Annotated in this window: 16 protein-coding genes; 9 read left to right on the top strand and 7 right to left on the bottom strand. The window is 59.3% G+C overall.

The genetic code is table 11. The features are described from left to right. The first annotated feature begins 20 nt into the window (after positions 1-20). Positions 21-359 carry a tryptophan synthase subunit beta gene (locus ACIPL0_RS16265; protein WP_400597676.1) on the top strand — a complete coding sequence of 113 codons (339 nt, stop codon included), beginning with the start codon at positions 21-23 and terminating at the stop codon, positions 357-359. 145 nt (positions 360-504) lie between these two features. Beyond that, on the top strand, positions 505-1422 hold the full coding sequence (locus tag ACIPL0_RS16270; RefSeq protein WP_400597674.1) for a DUF4214 domain-containing protein: 918 nt from the start codon (positions 505-507) through the stop codon (positions 1420-1422). Between the two features lie 179 nt (positions 1423-1601). Here the strand turns inward: ACIPL0_RS16270 and ACIPL0_RS16275 are convergent, their stop codons facing one another. The 7 genes from ACIPL0_RS16275 to ACIPL0_RS16305 form a co-directional block, all read right to left on the bottom strand. Then, positions 1602-1958, bottom strand: a complete 357-nt coding sequence (locus ACIPL0_RS16275; protein WP_400597671.1) for a hypothetical protein — start codon at positions 1956-1958, stop codon at positions 1602-1604. Next, positions 1948-2730: a hypothetical protein gene (locus ACIPL0_RS16280; RefSeq protein ID WP_400597668.1), complete on the bottom strand. Its 783-nt coding sequence runs from the start codon at positions 2728-2730 to the stop codon at positions 1948-1950. Before ACIPL0_RS16280 ends, ACIPL0_RS16275 begins: the two co-directional genes overlap by 11 nt. A gap of 120 nt (positions 2731-2850) precedes the next feature. Beyond that, entirely contained in the window at positions 2851-3219 is a 369-nt protein-coding gene (locus tag ACIPL0_RS16285) for a hypothetical protein (RefSeq protein ID WP_400597665.1), read from the bottom strand. Then, positions 3219-3695: a hypothetical protein gene (locus ACIPL0_RS16290; RefSeq protein ID WP_400597663.1), complete on the bottom strand. Its 477-nt coding sequence runs from the start codon at positions 3693-3695 to the stop codon at positions 3219-3221. Before ACIPL0_RS16290 ends, ACIPL0_RS16285 begins: the two co-directional genes overlap by 1 nt. A 52-nt stretch (positions 3696-3747) precedes the next feature. Then, a complete protein-coding gene (locus ACIPL0_RS16295) occupies positions 3748-4107 on the bottom strand; it encodes a hypothetical protein (RefSeq protein WP_400597661.1) in 360 nt (119 codons plus the stop codon). After that, a complete protein-coding gene (locus tag ACIPL0_RS16300; protein ID WP_400597659.1) occupies positions 4107-5072 on the bottom strand; it encodes a hypothetical protein in 966 nt (321 codons plus the stop codon). Before ACIPL0_RS16300 ends, ACIPL0_RS16295 begins: the two co-directional genes overlap by 1 nt. A 9-nt stretch (positions 5073-5081) precedes the next feature. Continuing rightward, entirely contained in the window at positions 5082-5570 is a 489-nt protein-coding gene (locus tag ACIPL0_RS16305) for an Hcp family type VI secretion system effector (protein WP_400597657.1), read from the bottom strand. A 394-nt stretch (positions 5571-5964) separates the two neighbouring features. On the opposite strand from ACIPL0_RS16305, the gene ACIPL0_RS16310 reads away from it, so the two are divergent. From ACIPL0_RS16310 to ACIPL0_RS16340, 7 genes are all read left to right on the top strand, one after another. Then, on the top strand, positions 5965-8016 hold the full coding sequence (locus ACIPL0_RS16310) for a DUF7024 domain-containing protein (protein ID WP_400597655.1): 2052 nt from the start codon (positions 5965-5967) through the stop codon (positions 8014-8016). Between the two features lie 209 nt (positions 8017-8225). Further along, positions 8226-9464, top strand: a complete 1239-nt coding sequence (locus ACIPL0_RS16315; RefSeq protein ID WP_400597653.1) for an ABC transporter ATP-binding protein — start codon at positions 8226-8228, stop codon at positions 9462-9464. Then, positions 9448-10884: a class I SAM-dependent methyltransferase gene (locus ACIPL0_RS16320; RefSeq protein ID WP_400597652.1), complete on the top strand. Its 1437-nt coding sequence runs from the start codon at positions 9448-9450 to the stop codon at positions 10882-10884. Before ACIPL0_RS16315 ends, ACIPL0_RS16320 begins: the two co-directional genes overlap by 17 nt. Beyond that, a complete protein-coding gene (locus ACIPL0_RS16325) occupies positions 10881-11975 on the top strand; it encodes a glycosyltransferase (RefSeq protein ID WP_400597650.1) in 1095 nt (364 codons plus the stop codon). The genes ACIPL0_RS16320 and ACIPL0_RS16325 overlap by 4 nt, the downstream gene beginning before the upstream one ends. A 6-nt stretch (positions 11976-11981) precedes the next feature. Further along, the gene (locus tag ACIPL0_RS16330) at positions 11982-12938 is read left to right on the top strand and encodes a GDP-mannose 4,6-dehydratase (protein WP_400597648.1); all 957 of its coding nucleotides are present in this window, start codon (positions 11982-11984) and stop codon (positions 12936-12938) included. Positions 12939-12991: 53 nt separating this feature from the next. After that, positions 12992-14137: a glycosyltransferase family 4 protein gene (locus tag ACIPL0_RS16335; protein ID WP_400597646.1), complete on the top strand. Its 1146-nt coding sequence runs from the start codon at positions 12992-12994 to the stop codon at positions 14135-14137. Between the two features lie 271 nt (positions 14138-14408). Next, complete coding sequence (locus ACIPL0_RS16340; RefSeq protein ID WP_400597644.1) at positions 14409-19091, top strand: DUF4214 domain-containing protein; 4683 nt, start codon at positions 14409-14411, stop codon at positions 19089-19091. The last annotated feature ends 1335 nt before the right edge of the window (positions 19092-20426 follow it).

Here is a 20426-nt window from a genome sequence, read left to right on the forward strand (position 1 = left end):
CATTCATTGAGGAATGAGCCATGTTTTACGTTCAGCGCGATGCAGAAGGTGTGCTCGTACGTGTGGAGGCTGCGTCGTTTGCCGAAGCGACCGGGCAATTGCCGGCCGACGATCATGAGATCCAGGCCTGGTACGCCAACGAAGTGATGGAAAAGAGCCTGACCCAGCTCAAGTTGAGTGACATGGAGATGATCCGTGTACTCGACGACCTGATTCAGGTGCTGACCAGCAAGGGGATTCTCAACGTCACCGACCTGCCGACCGCCGCGCAGGCCAAGTTGATGGACCGTACCCAGGCCCGGGAGACCCTCGGCGGCCTGAGCGACCTGATCAACGATGACGAGACGCGCTTGATCTAAGCCGAAAAAGCCATCGCTCAGGCAGGAAAAAACCTGCGCGATAGCCACTCTGTATCATTTTTCTTACATTCTGTCGGTTGAATGGGATCCAGTCTGCCTGCACGTGCATAATGGCGGACTGACTTTACCGGAGACGGATTCCTCCATGACCGCAGTGATTTACAGCCAGCCGTTCAGCCTTTACGACATCGACGACTGGTACAACGACAACACCTACATCTCCTTCGCCACCTCAACGATGTTCCAGTTGACCGATGGCTACCACTCCCTGAATTTCACCGGCTCGTTCAGCTACAGCCCGTACGGGGTTGCCGGCGGAACGCTGAACGGCATGTACTGGACCGCAGGCGGCGCCCCGGTGCTCAGCGTTTCGGGCATCAACACCAGCTACATGCAACTGCTCAATTACGCACTGGCCGGCAACGACACGGCGCTGGGCAAGCAGCTGTTCAAGGGCAACGACACCTTTATCGGCTCCAACGGCAACGACGATTTCTACGGCTATGACGGCAACGATTCGTACAACGGCAACGGTGGCATCGACACCGTCTGGTACGACACAGGCAAGAGCAGCGCAGTCATCACCGCCACGGCCACCGGTTACAAGGTGGTCACCCCGGGCAAGATCGACACCCTGACCAACATCGAACGCCTGGAGTTCGGCGATGGCAGCTCCCTGGCCCTGGACGTCAAGGTCGGCCAGAACGCAGGTTCGGCCTACCGCCTGTACAAGGCCGCGTTCGACCGCACGCCTGATACCGCCGGCCTGAAATACTGGATCGCCGAGATGGACGGCGGCCAGAACATCGGCCAGATCGCGCAGAGCTTCGTCAACAGCAACGAGTTCAAGACGCTCAATCCCGGGCAGGACCAGAACTCGGTCATCAACAACTATTACCTGCACGTGCTGCACCGCGCGGCCGACGACGCCGGCTATCAGTACTGGAACACGCAGATGGCCAACGGCATGAAGGCCAACGAAGTGCTGGTGTCGTTTTCCGAAAGTCAGGAAAACATCAACAACACCCAGACCGCGCTGGATGGCGGTATCTGGTTGAGCTGATAGCCGCAAACGGCCAGACTTAATATCAGTCGGCTAAGGTTTTGAGCGAAAAGCTTCTCGCGCATATAGGCGATGAAATCCAAGAAAAACGGCGCTTCCTCGATACTGACGGAGCGCCGTTTTTTCTTTTAACTGACTGATATTAGTGACCTGTACGGTTTCACGATCACCCCATGACTTCAGCAAAAATAAACTCCTGTCATACCTAAAATATTTACATACAGGAACAGATAAAGCACCTGTATCTGCCTTCTCAAAGACTGAGATAAGCGAAGATCAGCGCCTTTTGGCATTTGGCCGCGCCTGCACATAAAATCGGGCATCATGACAATCAATGCCACCCCATTCAGTCTCAACTGCCTGCCAACAAAACCATCCCCCCAAATTGTTTTATTCCACACAATCAGCTTGACATCAAAGAGAAGATCTTCTGCATAGCTTAATTTTTTATTCTGAACATATACCAACACTGCAATATTGAAAAACACGCTGAAAAGCATAATAACGGCCCACCAAAAGCAGTTATCACTCTCCACTCTTTGAATTCCATTCGTAAAATTTATTGCCTATTAAACCGCCCCCTGCCTCCCCTGACAAACCACCTGCATATCCACCGACGACGCCTCCTGCTAACAAGCATGCGACAGCACCAGGCCCTACCGTAACTCCGAATACTACCAAGCAGATGGATGTAGCAAATGAACTGCCAGCGGCACCTCCCAGATACCCTACACTCACACTACCTGCCAACTTCGCACCCTCAACATATCGAGCTTTAACACACATTTGCTCGCGCCCGGTTGAGCACGCCTCTTCGATCTCCAACGCCGCAGCAGCGATGTTAAGCCCTATCCCAATTCCGGTTCCATGCTTCAGCAATTTCGCCGCCTTGGCGACCCCGCCAATCCGCTGCGCATATCCTTGAATTTCCCCCGTATGCAGATAGCTTCTGGTCGAAATCCCTAGCATTTTCTTGATCGAACCGGTGTTGTTCATCCCCGTTCCCCAACGGGCGATGCCTTCCAGTTGCTTGTCGAGATTGCCAAACAGCACTTGCCGCTGGCTGATGAACTCCTGCCGGGCAATCGGTGTGCCTCGGGACAAGGCCAGCTTGTACAGCCGCTCGATGTCTTCCAGTGTTTTCTTCACACCCTCCAGGTGTGTGCTCCAACTCCCGGTCGCGGCGCCGATCCCTAGCGAGCCGTAATTGAGCATGTTCTGCAGCAGGTCGTAGTTTTTGATGGCGTGGCTGTCAGGGCCAACCTGATTGAAGGCAATCTGACGTTTGACCTGTTGTGTCAGGCGCATCAGTTTGCGGCTTCTAAATAGCAAGCACTTCTGTCGAAAGATAATCACAGTCTTAAAAGATATTAAATCCTCACCCTTGGCAAATATTTCGACCAGCCTCCCACAGCACAAAAATCCATCTTAACTAATACCCCCCATGAAGAAATAAAACGCCACCATGCACCCAAATATCAAATATAAAACAATATATTGCCAAAGCACCCACATCCTGAATTTCTTTGGAATTTGATGATTTGCGTTTTTAACAACGTCCCCTCGTCGATGCATAGTCTTGGGGAAAACGATGATTATCAGGACGGTAGCCATGCGCATCTGGCGCCCAATAAACCCTCCCCCCCATACAGCTTTTGTTTCATCCACGCACCGACAGCCGCTCAGATAATTTTCAATTTCTTCTATGTATATATAGGAAAATACCGCCATAACAATAACTATGCCTACCATGCAAATCAGCAACAACAAAGCCAACATGCCAGACGACAGCAGCATTAATCTGGTTTCCATTGATAAAGCATTTCACCAGCAGGCCCACCCACAGCCTCACCTACTGTGCCGCCCAAATATCCACCAGCCAGTCCGCCTACTATTCCGCAACCCAGAACGCTTAACCCACCTGATGGAACAGAAAATACCACTGCACATATACTGGCTGCGGCAGGGGCTCCTGCAGCTCCACCGACCAGCCCTCCGAAGACACCTGACACAAGCTTTGTCCCCTCAACGTATTTTGCTTTTTGGCAAATGTCTCCCCGCCCGGTCGAACAAGCCTCCTTAATCTCCAGCCCTGTCGCAGCGATGTTCAATCCAATCCCCACCGCCGTCCCGTGCTTCAGCAACTTCGCCGCCTTGGCCACGCCGCCGATCTTTTTCGCATACCCCTGAATTTCCCCCGTATGCAGGTAGCTTCTGGTCGAAATCCCTAGCATTTTCTTGATTGAACCGGTGTTGTCATGCCGGTCACCCAACCACTCTGCTGTCCAAGACCCTTATACCTTCCAAAGCTTTTATGCCTTGACGTTATGGCACCACAGAACAAAAAACCACCATACATACAGCAACAATGATGAGCCATAAATATTGAAACAACACCCATTGCCTTAGATGCGTCGGGACTTTTTTGTGAGCATCCCGAGACGTATTCCCTTGCTTATGCATAACATCAGGAAATGCAAGTATAAAAAATATCATATTCATACGCATCTGCCTTCCTATAACACCCCCGCCCCAGATGGCTTTCGTATCAATAACGCACTTACAGTCAGCAAGATAGCTTTCCAAAACACCAATCTTGCACTTGGCAAAAACAACCATAAAGAGCACAGTCAAAAACATGAAGCAAGACAAGATAACTGCGAACCAGCCAACGATTGGCAACATTAATTTTTCCGCCAGTCATACAGCATGGTGCCGCCATATTCCCCAATTTTTTCACCTGCGAGGCCGCCACCATAACCACCAATTACCCCCCCTATAATTCCACAGCCCAATATGGCGAGCCCGCCTGTAGGCACAGAAAAAACAGCCATACAGATACCCGATGCGGCGGCGGCCCCTATATCCCCTATAATCATGGCGCCCGTAACCCCTATCGATAATTTCCCAAGTTCGACATACTTTGCTTTTTCACACTGATTTTCCCGCCCGGTCGAACAAGCCTCCTTAATCTCCAGCCCTGTCGCAGCGATGTTCAGTCCAATCCCCACCGCCGTCCCGTGCTTCAGCAACTTCGCCGCCTTGGCCACGCCGCCGATCTTTTTCGCATACCCCTGAATTTCCCCCGTATGCAAATAGCTCTTGGTGGAAACCCCCAGCATTTTCTTGATCGAACCGGTGTTGTTCATGCCCGTTCCCCAACGGGCGATGCCTTCCAGTTGCTTGTCGAGCTTGCCAAACAGCACTTGCCGCTGGCTGATGAACTCCTGCCGGGCAATCGGTGTGCCTCGGGACAAGGCCAGCTTGTACAGCCGCTCGATGTCTTCCAGCGTTTTCTTCACACCCTCCAGGTGGGTGCTCCAACTCCCGGTCGCGGCGCCGATCCCTAGCGAGCCGTAATTGAGCATGTTCTGCAGCAGGTCGTAGTTTTTGATCGCGAGGCTTTCAGGCCCGACCTGATTAAAAGCAGTCTGGCGTTTGACCTGTTGCGCTAGCTGCATCAGTTCGGTTTCTTCGACGCTGAGTGTTCGCGTCGAGTGATCGCCGACAATCACAAACTGCCCCGGCATGACGACAATGTTGTAGATATGCGCGTTGAGCTGGTCGAACTTGTCGTTGCCATCCAGTTTGTTTTTGAGGCTGCTGAAGGTTTGCATCCGGTCGTTGATAAACACGTAAGGCTTGGTCATGTCAGTCTCTTACGCGAAACGTTTGTTGGCGATACGGTCCCAGCCACCCGTAACGTTACCGGCAGCACCGCCATTGGCCCGGTTCTGTTGGGTGTAGACGATGCGCATACGACCGAAGTTGATCTGTACCTGCTCCATGGGCTCGCCGCTTTCGCCGGTTTGCGCGAAGTCAGAGATGATCACTTCTTCAAGGGCGACTTCATAGTATTTAAGCTTGTCACCTCCTGCCCGGTACAGGCGCAGGGTCAATGACTTGATGTGCTCGCCAGCGCTGCAGGCTTCAAACAGGCGGGCACTGGATCGGTCCAGACGCTTGCTGAAGCTGAAGTCACTGAAGCTGGCCCGACCGGATCCCGCGCCGCCGTTGGAACTGGCGGTGGCCGTGGAGCGTTGGTTGACGCCGAAGTTGAAGGCATTGATCTCGATCCAGCCCTGGTTGCGGCTGTCCTGCGACTCGCCCTGAATGCCATCGATTTTGATAAATCCGTCAAATGCCATGCTTTCAATCCTTGATGAGTGTTACCAGTCAAGGATATGGAAATGGGTGTTCGCTCAGACGGAAAAAGCTGAGTGTTTTTTATATTTTCAGACAGTTCCTACATCGATTGAGAAAACAGTCTTACGCACTCCGCTGTAGTGAATAAATTCAGAATTTATGCGCTGCTGAGTGCCACGCCACAAACACTTTGGCATACAGATGCGGACATTGGTCGCCCGCATCTGCGAAAGCCTGATCCGATGTGGTCTTCCTGCTAATATCGCGCGCCGAATCTATGTACCCGAGGTCGCGCTCCCCGCTCGATTTCGTCGTTACCGACCATTGAATCGCGTTTCAGCCACAAGGCCGTTCGGGTCTTGCGCTGCCAGGAATTGACTATAAGGACGTTAGGGAATGACCCGCGACACGCTACAACACAGAAAGGCCTATGCCCTGCTTTTGATCATGGCGCTGGCGTTTCTGGCCCTGCTGCTGAAAAACAGCGGCCTGTTTCCCTTCGTATTCGCCGACGAATACACCTACAGTCGCTACTCGCGCCTGGAGCCGATCTCCAACTCGCTGATTCCCGGCTACCTGTATCTGGCGGTGTACCGCCTGACCAGCCATTGCGGGACTGACTTCCTCGGCTGCGCGCGCCTCTTCAACGCGTTGTTCTTCGTGGCGAGCGCACCGTTCATCTATGGGGTCGCGCGTCGGGTCACGGCATTCGTCCCCGCCCTGCTGATCACGGCGTGCGCGCTGGCGGCGCCGCTGAATATCTACACCGCGCATTACATGCCCGAAGCCTTCTACTTCTTCGGCTTCTGGGCCTTTATCTGGGTGGTGTCGAACGCCCGCGCGGAACGCTGGCAAGGCTGGGCCGTTGCCGGGTTGATCCTGGGCACCAGTGCGCTGATCAAGCCTCACTCGATGCTGGTGGTGCCGGCGGTGCTGCTGTACATCGGCTATCTGTCGGTCTACAGCGATCACAATCGCCTGAGCGGTTCGCTGCGTAACATCGGCGCTTTCCTGGTCGGCGCGCTGATCGCCAAATTTGCCCTGAGCCTGCTGCTCGCAGGCCCTGTGGGGCTGACCTTTTTCGGCCCTTCGTATAATAAGATTGCCTCGTCGACATCGGGACTGGAACGCGCTGTCGAGCTGATCAAGCTGTCGCTGCAGAGCCTGCAGGGCCATCTGCTGGCGATGTGTCTGCTGGTCGGCATGCCGATGGCCGCGACGTTGAAACTGAGTGTCAGTGCCGTTGGCTCTCGCGGGCGCCCGGATGAATCGCGACGTCTGGCCGTGCTCGCCCTGTTGCTGTTCGCCAACCTGGTGGCGGTGGTCGCGCTGTTTTCGGCCTCCGTCGTCAACACCAGCGTGTTCGAGTCGATCAACCGCCTGCACATGCGCTATTACGACTTCCTGTTCCCGCTGCTGTGGATCGTCGTCGCCTCGCAACTGAACGACCGCGAGCCGGCGACGCTGCGCAAATGGCAGATCGTCCTGGGGCTGGTGATTCTGCTGCCCACCGCCTACGCCCTTTACACCCGCATGGGCGTCTATCAGCCGAACATGATCGACAGCCCGGAACTGCGCGGCCTGACCTCGCACACCGTGACGTTCTACCTGCTCGGCGTGGCCATGCTGGTCACCTTGCTGGGCTGGATGGGCCGTGAACGGCTGGGCGCGACACTGTTCATCTATGGCCTGTTGCCGGCCAGTGTGGTGTTGCAAAACATCTGGATCACCAGTGAGCAGCGCCTCCATCTGGTTCCGGACCTCTACGACCGTGCCGGCACCTTTACCCGGCAATACCTGACCGCAGAAGAGCGCGGTAAGGTGGTGGTCATCGGCTCTGACATGGGCGGCATGCTCAAGGCGACGTTCTACATGGACAACGCCGACACCACCCACCTGCAGGTCGAACCGGACAATCACTACGACTTCCACGGTTTGCCGGCCGGCAAGACTTGGGTGCTGTCCCTCGGCTCGTACATACCGTTCGCCGACGGTCGCCGGCAGGTCGCCATGCCGGGCTTTGCACTGACCTATGTCGGCAACGAAATCGACCTGAACTTCCGCGAGCCGCTTTCGCCGGCCTGGGTCAACCACACCGAGGGCCTTTCCCTGCCCGACAGCGGCGGCACCTGGTCCACCGCTTCGCAGGTCCGCCTGGACTTTGCCAACCCGCTGCCGAGCCGATACCGCATCCACATCAGTGCCGTGGCGTTCGGGCCGAACATCGGCAAGGCGTTTACCCTGCATGCGGGCGAAGGCACCGAAACGCTGACACTGACCGATCAGGTCCAGGCGTTCAGCTTCGACATCGACAACCCGCAGCGCTCCAGCACCCTGCGCATCGATGTGCCGGAACCGACCAGCCCTGCGCAGCTGGGCCTGAGTGTCGATGAGCGCAAGCTGGGGCTGTCGTTGCAAAGTATTTCGATCGAATCGCTGGAACATTGACCCGCGAACCCCGTCATAGAGCGGCGGCAGCGCCCCGATGCGCTGCGGCCCGCTCTGTCGGGCCGGTCGGCGCAGCGGTGGCATTGACACATTAATGCTCCAAACCCCCACTCATGTTAGGCTCCGCCTCCTGATTCTTCAGGGCTGGCCGCCATCGGGGCCGCCGGACGCGCCTGAAAACACCCCTTTTTCGATTAAGAGTTGCACGCATGCTTGAAGTGGAAAACGTCTGCAAGGAGTTCAAGCTCTACAGCAGACCCTGGCACCGGCTCAAAGAGATCGTCCTGCGCCGCAGTTTCCATCGCACTCACCGCGCTCTGGACAACGTCACATTCCGCGTCGCCGGCGGTGAAACGCTGGGCATCCTCGGCCGCAACGGCGCCGGCAAGTCGACTCTGCTGAAAATGCTCAACGGCGTGCTGCTGCCCGATGCCGGCCAGATCAAGATCTCTGGCCGGGTCACCGGCCTGCTGGAACTGGGCACCGGCTTCGACCCGAACCTGAGCGGCCTGCAGAACATCGTCGGCAACGGCCTGCTGCTGGGCATGACCCGTCAGCAGATCGACGAGCGCCGCGACGCCATCGTCGAGTTCTCCGAGCTGGGTCCGTTCATCCACGAGCCGATCCGCACCTATTCGTCCGGCATGAACATGCGCCTGGCCTTCTCCATTGCGATCCACGCCGACCCGGACACCTTCCTGATCGACGAAGCGCTGTCGGTGGGTGACGGCCACTTCCAGCAGAAGTGCATGCGCCGCATCAAGGAATTCCGCGCCAAGGGCGGCTCGATCATTTTCGTCTCCCACGACCTGAACGCGGTGAAGATGATCTGTGATCGCGCCATCGTGCTCAGTGGCGGCAAGGTAGTGGCCGATGGTCACCCCGAAGACGCGGTCAACATCTATAACCAGTTGCTCGGCGCCGACGACGAAGACTACAGCGAGCGGCGCACCGTCGAGCAGCACGGTTACGGCTCGCGTCAGGCGTACATGGAGAGCATCAACTTCGTCGGCGAAAACTCGCAGAGCACGATTCTGGCCAATGGCGACAATGGCCTGCTGGACGTGGTGATCGCCGCCGATCACGATCTGGACGACATTTCCCTGGGGCTGATGATCCGCGACCGTTTCGGCCAGGACATCTTCGGCACCAACAGCCATTACCTGGATTTCCCGATTGCCATGAAGGCCGGGGAACGCCGCAGCCTGCGCTATCGCTTCCCGATGCGTCTGGCGCCCGGCAAGTACACCATTACCCTGGCGCTGCACGACGGCGCCGATCACACCACGAACTGCTACCACTGGCACGATAACGCCATCGGTTTTGAAGTCGCCGGCATCACCGGGACTTTCTTTGGCGGCATTTGCGACCTGGCGCCCACGCTGGAGCAACTTCACGCCCCGACCGAGACCACTGACGGAACCGTAAGCAATGCTGATACCGAATAACCCTGACCTCGACTTCCAGGAACTCAATCGCCGCATTGAAGCAGAGGTTCAGCGTTATAAGCTGGACACCGCCGAGCGTTCGCTGCCGGCATTCGATCCGGCGCCGGCGCCGATCTTCGATCGTCCGTACCGCTGGCCGGAGCTGATCCAGCTCGACGACGAGCCGCTGATGCTGGCCGCTTACCCGAGCCTGCTGGGTCGCAAGGCCGAGCCGAGCGAGGTGCAACAGGGTCTGCACCAATTGCGTTCGGGCTTCGACAAGTTCGAAGTGCTGGCCGGCCTGCGCTACTCGCCGGAAGGCATGGCCCATGGCGCCGAAGTCCACGGCCTGCGCAAGGCCAAGCTGAAGAACACCCTGCGCCGCCTGCCGGTGATCGGCAAGCTGCTGCTGAGCGCCTACGCCCTCGCCTCCATCGAGCCGCGCAGCCGTTATTACCTGGCACGCATGGACCTGCTGACTCGTCAGCACAAGATGCACAACGACGCCCTGTCGACGCTGCGCGAGCAGTTCGACAGCCAGGTGCGTTTTGTTCAGGACCAGCAACGCGCGCTGGAAAGCCAGAATTTCGAGCTGGCCCGCCACGCCGAAAACACCCGCCGCCTGGAAGCCGAACTGGACAAGCAGCGCCAGATCCAGCAGGAGCTGCGTGCCCGCATCGGTCAACTGGAGCGCGCACCGCGCCAGGCCGCAGCCAGCGCTGCAGCACCGGCGGCCGCTGCCGCACCGACAGCCTCTAACCTGGTGCCGAGCAGCATTCCGGACAGCTTCTACCTGGCCTTCGAAAACCGCTTCCGTGGCTCCGCCGAAACCATTCGCGAGCGTCAGTCCTACTACCTGCCGATCCTGGAGCGCATCGAGCCGCTCAAGGCCGGCCTGCCGCTGGTGGACATCGGTTGCGGTCGCGGCGAATGGCTGAACATGCTGCCCGAGGGCTACGCGCGGATCGGCATCGACCTCAACTCGATGAACGTTGAAGCCTGCATCGATCAGGGCCTGCAAGCAGTACAGCAGGACGCGCTGGCGTGGCTGGCCGAGCAGCCGGACAACAGCGTCGCGGCGGTGTCGGCGTTCCATGTGATCGAACACCTGAGCTTTGAACAATTCAACATGCTGCTGGACCTGTGCCAGCGCGTACTGGCGCCGGGCGGCACGATCATTTTCGAAACGCCGAACCCGGAAAACATCGTCAGTGCCGCCACGCACTTCCACACCGACCCGACCCATATTCACCCGCTGCCACCGGCGTTCACCGAGTTCCTGGTCGAGTTCAAGGGCTTCGACGACGTGCAGATTCATCGTCTGAACCCGATTCCACGGGAATACGCGCTCAACGAAGACAGCGAAGTGGCTCGTCGCTGTGACGCGCTGTTCTACGGCCCGCAGGATTACGCGGTCACGGCGCGCAAGGGCCAGATATGACCAAGCGTATTGACCAGTTTGCCGCGACAGTTTCGGCAGGGGACGGCGTTACCAACGGTTTGCTGTTCACCCGCAGCCTGCTGCGCGATCTGGGTTTCGAATCCGACATCTACAGCTTCACCATTCCGGATCAGATGGCCGGGCAGGTACTGCCGGCCCGCACCTTTCACGCGTCGCAATGCGACTTGCTGATGTACCACCATTCGATGGGCCACGACCACGGCCCATGGCTGCTCAAGCAGAAATGCAAAAAGGCCATGGTCTACCACAACATCACCCCGCCGGAGTTCTTCCCGGCGGGCGGTGGTCTGCGTCGCTACGCCGAAATGGGCCTTGAGCAACTGCGCGAATGGCGCGGTGAGTTCGTCCATGCGCTGGCGGATTCGCCGCTGAACGAGAGTGAACTCAAGGAAGCCGGTTACCCGCAGAGCAAGACCCTGCCGCTGCTGGTGGACACCCGCCGCCTGGAAGGCCACCTGACCCAGCCGAGGTTCATGGACCACCAGCCGGCGGGCGCGCGCCTGTACCTGGCGGTCGGCCGGCTGGCGGAGAACAAGCGGCAATACCTGCTGATCGAAGCGTTCTACCACCTGCTGCAGAACCAGAAAGCCGACGAACAGCCGCCACAGCGCCTGATCATCGTCGGCGGCACCACCAGCGAAGCCTATGCACGCGGCCTGCACCAGCATGTGGATAACCTTGAGCTGGGCGATCAGGTGATGCTGGTCGGCAAATGTTCCGAAGCCGAACTGCGCTGGCTGTACCAGAATTCCCATCAATACTGGTGCGCCAGCGCCCACGAAGGGTTCTGCATGCCGTTGCTGGAAGCGAACTACGCGTCCCTTCCCGTGGTCACACAGGCGCGTTCGAATATCCCTGACACACTGGGAGAAGGTGGCCTGCTGCTGGAAAGCGACGATCCGGTCGACTTTGCCATGGCAGCGCACTTCCTCAACACTGAACCCGGGTTGTACGAGGCCATGATTGCAGCAGGAAAGCGCAATCTGTCGCGCTACGAGCGTCAAAACCTGCAGGCAGCCCTGGCTCTCTGGCTGGAGCAGCTTGACCTGATTTCTCCAGTGAAGGAGTAAGACACCGTGCCACGTCTATTACTGACAGGGGCCAACGGCTTCGTTGGCAAGATCCTGACCGGCCGCTTGCAGAGCGCCGGCTACGAAGTGATCGCACTGGCGGGCAGCGCTGCGCCTGCACAGGGCATCGCCAACCAGTACCTGAGTTGCGACATCCGCGACGCCGACGCGCTGGCCAAGGCCGTGGCGGATGCCAGCCCGACTCACGTCATTCATCTGGCGGCGATTTCCCACGTGCCTACCAGCTTCAAGGAGCCGTTGCTGACCTGGCAAACCAACGTCATCGGCAGCATGAACCTGCTCGAAGCGCTGAGAAAACACGCGCCTGACGCCTTTGTCCTGTTTCCGAGCTCTTCGGAAGTCTACGGCGCGGCCTTCAAGTCGGGCATCGCGGTCAGTGAAGACACGCTTCCCGAGCCTTTGAATCCTTATGCAGCCAGCAAGGTTGCCGCCGAATATGCCTTCCGCGAGTACTTCCGCCAAGGCCAGGACGGCGTGATCGCACGTCCGTTCAACCATATCGGCGCGCAGCAAAGTGCCGATTTCGTCACCGCGTCCTTCGCCCGCCAGATCGCCCTGATCGAGTCCGGCCAGCAGCAACCGGTGCTCAAGGTCGGCAACCTCGATGCCGTTCGCGACTTCCTCGACGTTCAGGATGTCTGCGACGCCTATATCGACCTGCTGAATCTGGCTGGCCGCAAGGACCACCCGCGCTGCCTGAACATCGCCAGCGGGCAGTCGCGCAAGATTCGCGACGTGCTCGACCTGATGCTGCAGCAAAGTACATCCCGTATCACCGTCGAACTGGACCCGGACCGTCTGCGGCCTTCCGACATTCCGGTGGCGGCGGGCAATAACACGTTGCTCAGGCAGACCACCGGCTGGCAGCCGGCGATCGCCCTGGAAACGACCCTCAGCCAATTGCTGGATTACTGGCGTGCCCAGGTCACTGCAACGCCCTGATCCCGAAGCAGCACCGCTCTTCGCTTGACACTTTGAATCGAGAACAACAACACATGGAAATTGGCTTGGGCTGTACCGTTTGGGCAGCTGGCACCCGTGCCGGGCACCTGGACGGCATCGGCACTTATTCACGGGCACTGTGGCAAGGGCTTGACGAGATCGCGACGGCGCGGCCGGACGTACACGTCAAACCCTATGCATTCGGGCGCGACCTGCCTGCCCTGCCCTGCGGCCAGCCGGAACAACTGGCACGGCGCTTCCCGGTGCATGCTCTGCTCAGCGGCTTTCTGAAACTGCCGCTGGCCACCTCGGGCGCGATTCGCAAAAGCGTCGATATCTTCCATGCGCCGGATCACCACATTCCGCGCATCGCCGGTGTGCCCACGGTGTCCAGCGTGATGGACGTCATTCCCATGCTGCACCCGGAATGGATCAAGAACGACCTGCGCAGCCTCAAGACCTGGCTGTTCACCGCCGCCATCCGCCAGTCGGACCACATCATCACCATTTCCGAGTTCAGCAAGCAGGACATGGTCGAGCACCTGGGCCTGCACCCTGACCGGATCAGCGTGACGCCGCTGGGTGTTGAGCCTGTGTACTTCGAACGCGTTTCCGAGGACACCCGCAACGCCGTGCTGGAAAAACACGGCCTGCAGCCGGGATTCTTCCTGTTCGTCGGCACCCTGCAACCGCGCAAGAACCTGCCGCGCATCCTCCAGGCCTTCGAGCAATTGCCCGCCGACGTGCGCAAGCAGCACCCGCTGGTGATCGTCGGTCGCGATGGCTGGAACAACGAAGACCTGCTGCCGAAACTGCACGACCTGGAGCAGCGCGGTGAAGGCCGCTGGCTCAGCTACCTGCCGCAGTCCGATGTCATGGCGCTGCTGCAAAGTGCCGCGGCCCTGACCTTCCCGTCGCTGTACGAAGGCTTCGGCCTGCCGGTGATCGAAGCCTTCGCCGCGCGCTGCCCGGTCATCGCCTCCAACAGCACCTCGCTGCCGGAAGTGGCCGGCGATGCCGCCTGGCTGGTCGATCCCTGGGACGTCGACAGCATCCACGCGGCCATGCAGGACGTGCTGAACCAGCCGACCCTGCGTGACACGAAAATCGAGGCCGGTCTGGCCCGCGCGCAGCAGTACACCTGGCATGAATGCGCACGGCAGACCCTCGACGTTTATCACAAAGTGTTGGGCCGCTAAGCGCAGCCACACCCCTCCTCCAATACGGCTTGCCCGGCAATGACAACGCTCATCGCCGGCAAGCCGTAGCGCGTCAACTCCCCCCATTCACGCCCAACGGGCGCTCCCACAGGCTGTTCGTCGGGAAGATTCGCAAGGACGGCAGCAGGCGTCGCGCTGCAATATCAAAGTGCCTCCACTGCCTTTATACTCGCGCCAAAATGTTGTCCTACAAAAACTCCTGCATTTTTCTGCGGTGCCCTGCAGTTCAGGGCGAGATAAGGATTGATCGATGGCCACCTCCCCGTATATCTACCTCAACGCCCCCCTGAACTACAACGAATCGCCCTCCGACGTTGATATCTACACCAGCTACACCGACTCACTGGGGCAGCCGTCCCGCGCGCTGTGGTGGTTGAACCAGGTCGGCAGCAACACCTGGCAAGGCACTATCGATTCGGGGAACAGGGTCGATTCGTCGGACGTGATTCCGATCTACGTCCCGGTGGGCTATGCGATCACCGGCTATTCACTGACGATCTCCAACGTCGGGATCAACCAGTCGGCCAACTTCGATTTCGGTGCGAGCGATGGCAGGCCCTATGACGACTACCGCCCGCTCGCCACGCTGACCAGCCCCAACGGTACAGTTCTCGGTGCAGGCTCGTACAACGTCACCATCGGCGGCGGCGTCAACGTGCTGAGCTACTCCTTCCAGCTGAACATCGTGAAGGTCAACGAAGCGCCGACGGTCATGGAGGATTACAACGACCCGACGTTCAACATCGGCGGCGCCGCCGTCAACGTGTTCAGCAACACGGCGGTCAGCACCGTCGAGTCCGGGCAGTTGATCACCAAGTTCAGCCTGAGCGTCGACGGCGTTGTAGACACCGCGAGCGAGTTCCTGACCCTTGGTGGCACCGATATCCATCTGGCGGCTGGCGGGTCCGGTACATTGAGCAACGGCATCGCTTACACCACCACCGGTAGCGGCACCTCCGTGGCGATCAATCTGTCCATGCCGTCCGGCATCACCTCCGGCGCCATGGCAACGCTGCTGGACAACATGACCTACAAGAACACCAGCGCAGACGCGACACAAGGTGATCGGCAGGTCAATCTGCTCAGCATCAGCGACAACGGTGGCACCGCCAATGGCGGTATCGACACTGCCGACCTGTACGACTACAGCATCGTCACCGTCGCACCTGCGCCGAACGCTTCTCCGGTTGTCGTCGTCAGCGGCGGCAGCACTGCGTTCATTGAAAGTGCGGGGCCGGTGTCCTCGTCCGTAGTGATCGACAACACGCTGACCGTCACCGACACCGATGACACGACGCTGGCAAGTGCCAAGGTCACTATCACCGGCAACCTCAAGAACGCTGAAGATGTACTGGGGCTCACTCTCAATGGAGCCACGGGCGATATCAGCGCCACCTACACCGCCTCGACCGGCGAGTTGGTACTGACCTCTGCCAGCGGCACGGCGTCCTTGGCGCAATGGCAGGCGGCGCTGCAATCGGTGAGCTACACCAACACGTCCAACAACCCGGACACTTCCCCACGCACCATCAGCATCGTGGTCAACGACGGCCATTCCGACAGCACCGTCGTCACCAAGACCGTGACCGTCGCGGCGACCAACGATGTGCCGGTCGTCACGACCAGCGGCGGCTCGACAGACTTCGTCGAAGGCGACAACGTCGTGTCGACGCCGGTCGTTGTCGACAGCGGACTGACACTGAGTGACCGGGATAACACCACCCTGGCCTCGGCGACCGTCGCCATCACCGTCAATCATCAAATCGGTGAAGACGTGCTGAGCTTCACCAACACCAACTCGGTCCAGTACGGCAATATCAGCGCCGTCTACAACGCCGCGACGGGCGAATTGCAACTGAATTCCGTTGGCAACTCCGCGACGCTGGCGCAGTGGCAGGCCGCATTGAACGCGGTGACCTACACCGACACCGCCATCACGCCAAACACGGCGCCCCGCACCATCAGCTTCAGTGTCAACGACAGCCACAACAGCAGCCTGGTCGCGACCAAGACCGTGAATGTGGCAGCGACTCACCAGACGCCGATTCTGACCGTCAGCGCCGGCGTCACCGAATTCCATGAGGGCCAGAACACAGCATCTACCCCGGTGGTGATCGATGCCGGGCTGACCATCAGCGACCTCGACAGCCCGACGCTGGCGAGTGCCACGGTGAGCCTGCGCAGCGCGACCAGTGATGAATCGCTGGGCTTCACCAACGATGGCACGAACATGGGCGACATCACCGCGAGCTATGCCTCCGGCACGCTGACCCTGACCTCGGCACAGGGTGCGACGCTTGCCCAGTGGCAGCTAGCCTTGCGCAGCGTGACGTACCAGAACGACTCCGATAACCCTTCGGTCGGTGAGCACCTGATCAGCTTCAAGGTCAATGACGGCAACAGTGAAAGCGTGTCGAGCGTCAAAACCGTTTATGTGAATTCGGTGAACGACTCGCCGGTTATCCACAACACCACCGGCACTACTCCATTTACCGAAGGCAACAATGTCGCGGCGACACCTGTCGTCATCAACAGCCAGCTGACGCTGTCCGATCCGGACAACGCCACGCTGACCAGTGCGAAAGTCAGCATCACCGACAAACTCCATGTGGCCGAAGATATTTTGTCGTTCACCAACGATGGCCTCACCATGGGCGACATTATCGGCAACTACGATCTCGCCACGGGCGTCATGTCCATGGCCTCCCTGAGCGGCACCGCCACCCTCGCGCAATGGGAAGCGGCGCTGCATGCGGTGATGTACACCAACACGTCAAAATCGCCGAGCAACGAGACCCGCACCATCAGCTTCGTGGTCAACGATGGCGACGCCGACAGCAACGTGGCGACCCAGCAGGTCAGCGTTACGCCGACTGATGACACGCCAATCATTTCCTCTACCGCACCTCTGTCCGTGACATTTACCGAGGGCCTTGCTCCGGTTGTCATCAACCCGTCCATCACCATCACCGACGCCGACAGCCTGACGATGACAGGCGCCAAGGTGAAGATCGGTGGCTACCAGGCCGGTGAAGACCATCTGGCGTTCACCGGTGACAACGCGACAACGGGTAACATCACGGCCACCTTCAACCCGCTGACCGGTGAACTGTCACTGATCTCCGTGGGTGGTACGGCAACCCTCGCCCAATGGGAGACTGCGCTGAGTCTGGTGACTTACGAAAATACCTCGGACGCCGCGACCGGCACCTCCCGAACCATCACCTATACCGTCAGCGACGGTCACAGCAGCGCTTCGGTCAACACGACCGTCGATCTGGTTGCGATCAACGACGCACCGGTTGTCACCCTGTCCGCCACCCAGAGCGTGCGTCAGGACACTGCGCTGGTGTTCAGCAGTGCCAACCACAACGCGATCACGATCAGCGACGTGGATGCGGGTAATAGCTCGATGACCGCTACCCTGGTCGCCAACCACGGCGTGGTGACAGTGAGCCCGGGGTCCGGTGCACTGGTGCTGATTGACAGTATCACCGGCTACGTCTCAGTGACCGGCACGCTGGCGCAGATCAACGCAGCCCTCAACGGCCTCAAGTTCACCCCGGATACTGCCTATACCGGCCACGCCAGCCTCAGCGTCTTGATCGATGACCAAGGCCAGAGTGCAGGCCACCCGGACCCATTGACCGACCTCAAATCCATCGACATCACCGTCAGCGCAACGCCGGTCACCCCACCGGTCACACCGCCGACCAACCCGCCCGTGACCGTCGATGGCGTACCCGTGACCACCACCCAGGTCACCCTGCCCAACGGCGAAACCGGCAACAGCATCAGCGTCGGTCTGGTCACCGATTCGCGCCAGGACAGCACCGGCGACGCCAACAAGGCCGATATAGACCTGGTGGGCAGCGGCACCAACGCAGGACTTTCCGCCAAACTGCCGGTCGGCTACGGCCTGACCTCGGTCGGCGGCTCGGCCAAGACAGTCGGCGACAGCGCTGAAACCCTCAAGGCGGCGATCGATGCCGTCACCCCGGGCAGCGATCAGGCGCACCAGAACGTCAACGGGCAGAAGTTCCTCGACAAACTGGCCGACAGCTCCGACTTGCTGGTCAACACCATCACCCCGATTACCGCGACAACGGCTCCGACCCAGGCGCTGGAACTGGACGGTTCGAGCGGCTCGCAACTGACTGCGCTGGTCATCGACGCCAGCCAGATGAACGGCAAAGGCTCGCTGGATCTGAACAACGTCGACTTCGCGGCCGTGATCGGCCAGACCACGGTGCAGGGCAATACGGTCGGTCAAGTCTTGACCGGTGACGACGCCAACCAGAGCTTCATCGTCAACGCCTCGAACAGCTTCGTGTTCGCCGGCGGCGGCAACGACACCCTGCAGATCACCTCGTTTGCGGCGGCGAACAACACCGTTCTGCAAGGCGGTCAGGGCAACGACACCGTGCAGTTCAGCGGCGACCGTTCGCTGTACACCATCGAGCAGCATGGCGGTTTCACCATCGTCAGCAACAAGAACGACCCGAACCAGCAGGTCAAAGTGGTCAACGTGGAAAACCTGAGCTTCGCTGACGGCGCCGTGTCGATCCAGACCGATACCCAGCAAACGACCCTGGCCGCCCTGTATCAGGGATTGCTGGGTCGTCAGGCCGACGTCGCCGGTTTCGACTACTGGACCCAGCAACCGATGAGCATCGGCGGCATCGGCCTGTCGATCCTCAACTCGACCGAAGCGGGAGCCAAGGCCCTGAACGGCGACGTCAGCCACGACATCGCCGCGCTCTACAGCGCCTTCTTCGGACGCACAGCCGATGAAGCGGGCCAGGCCTACTGGACCGAACAAGTGCAACAGGGCCACATGACCTTCGTCCAGGTCGCCGACAGCCTGCTGACCTCGGTAGAAATGGGCGGCCACAACAAAGCGGCGTCCACCTGGGACTTCACGGTCTCATAAAAAGGCTGCAACCTGGCCTGCCGGCGCCGGCGTTTTCAAAGACGCCGTCGCTGGCAAGCCAGACCTCTACAGACCGCACCCGCCACGTTTTTTGTAGGAGTGAGCTCTGCTCGCGATAGCGTCAGTCCAGCCCCCCACATACTGCCTGCCCCACCGCATTCGCGAGCAAAGCTCCCTCCCACGGATTTTGTGGTGACGGATGAATCTCTGTATGGCGCCAAAACCGGTAGCAATCCGGGATCTGCTTCTGGCCGAAGGCCGTGGGAGGGATCCGAGGTCACGAGGGTCGCGAAGGCGATGTGATTGGCAATACAGCCTTTGCCGGCAGACCAAATTCCAACAGACAACACACACCTGTAGGAGTGAGCTCTGCTCGCGATAGCGCCAGTCCAGCCACACCCATATCGCCTGACCCACCACATTCGCGAGCAGAGCTCCCTCCCACGGGTTTTGTGGTGCCAAATGAATCTCTGTATGGCGCCAAAACCGGTAGCAATCCGGGATCTGCTTCTGGCCGCAGGCCGTGGGAGGGATCCGAGGTTACGAGGGTCGCGAAGGCGATGTGACTGGCAATACAGCCTTTGCTGGTAGACCAAACGCCAACAGACAACACACACCTGTGGGAGCGGGCTTGCCCGCGATAGCGTCAATCCAGCCACATCCATATCAACCGACACACCGCATTCGCGAGCAGAGCTCCCTCCCACGGGTTTTGTGGTGTTGGATGAATCTCTGTATGGCGCCAATCCCGTAGCAGCTTGGCTTGCCAGCGACAGCGATCCAACAGGCGCCACCGCCGGCAAGCCGGACTGCTACGGGTCGGTGAACACCATGGCTTCTGCATCTGGCCGCAGGCCGTGGGAGGGATCCGAGGTTACGAGGGTCGCGAAGGCGATGTGACTGGCAACACAGCCTTTGCTGGCAGATCAAACTCCAACAGACAACACACACCTGTGGGAGGGAGCTCTGCTCGCGATGGCGTCAATCCAGCCACACCCATACTGCCTGCCCCACCGCATTCGCGAGCAGAGCTCCCTCCCACGGGTTTTGTGGTGCCAAATGAATCTCTGTATGGCGCCAAAACCGGTAGCAATCCGGGATCTGCTTCTGGCCGCAGGCCGTGGGAGGGATCCGAGGTCACGAGGGTCGCGAAGGCGAAGTGACTGGCAACACAGCCTTTGCCGGCAGACCAAATTCCAACAGACAACACACACCTGTGGGAGGGAGCTCTGCTCGCGATAGCGTCAGTCCAGCCACACCCATATCGCCTGCCCCACCGCATTCGCGAGCAGGGCTCCCTCCCACGGGTTTTGTGGTGTCAGATGAATTTCGGTA

The organism is Pseudomonas sp. NPDC090208, assembly GCF_044746785.1.
GTDB lineage: Bacteria > Pseudomonadota > Gammaproteobacteria > Pseudomonadales > Pseudomonadaceae > Aquipseudomonas.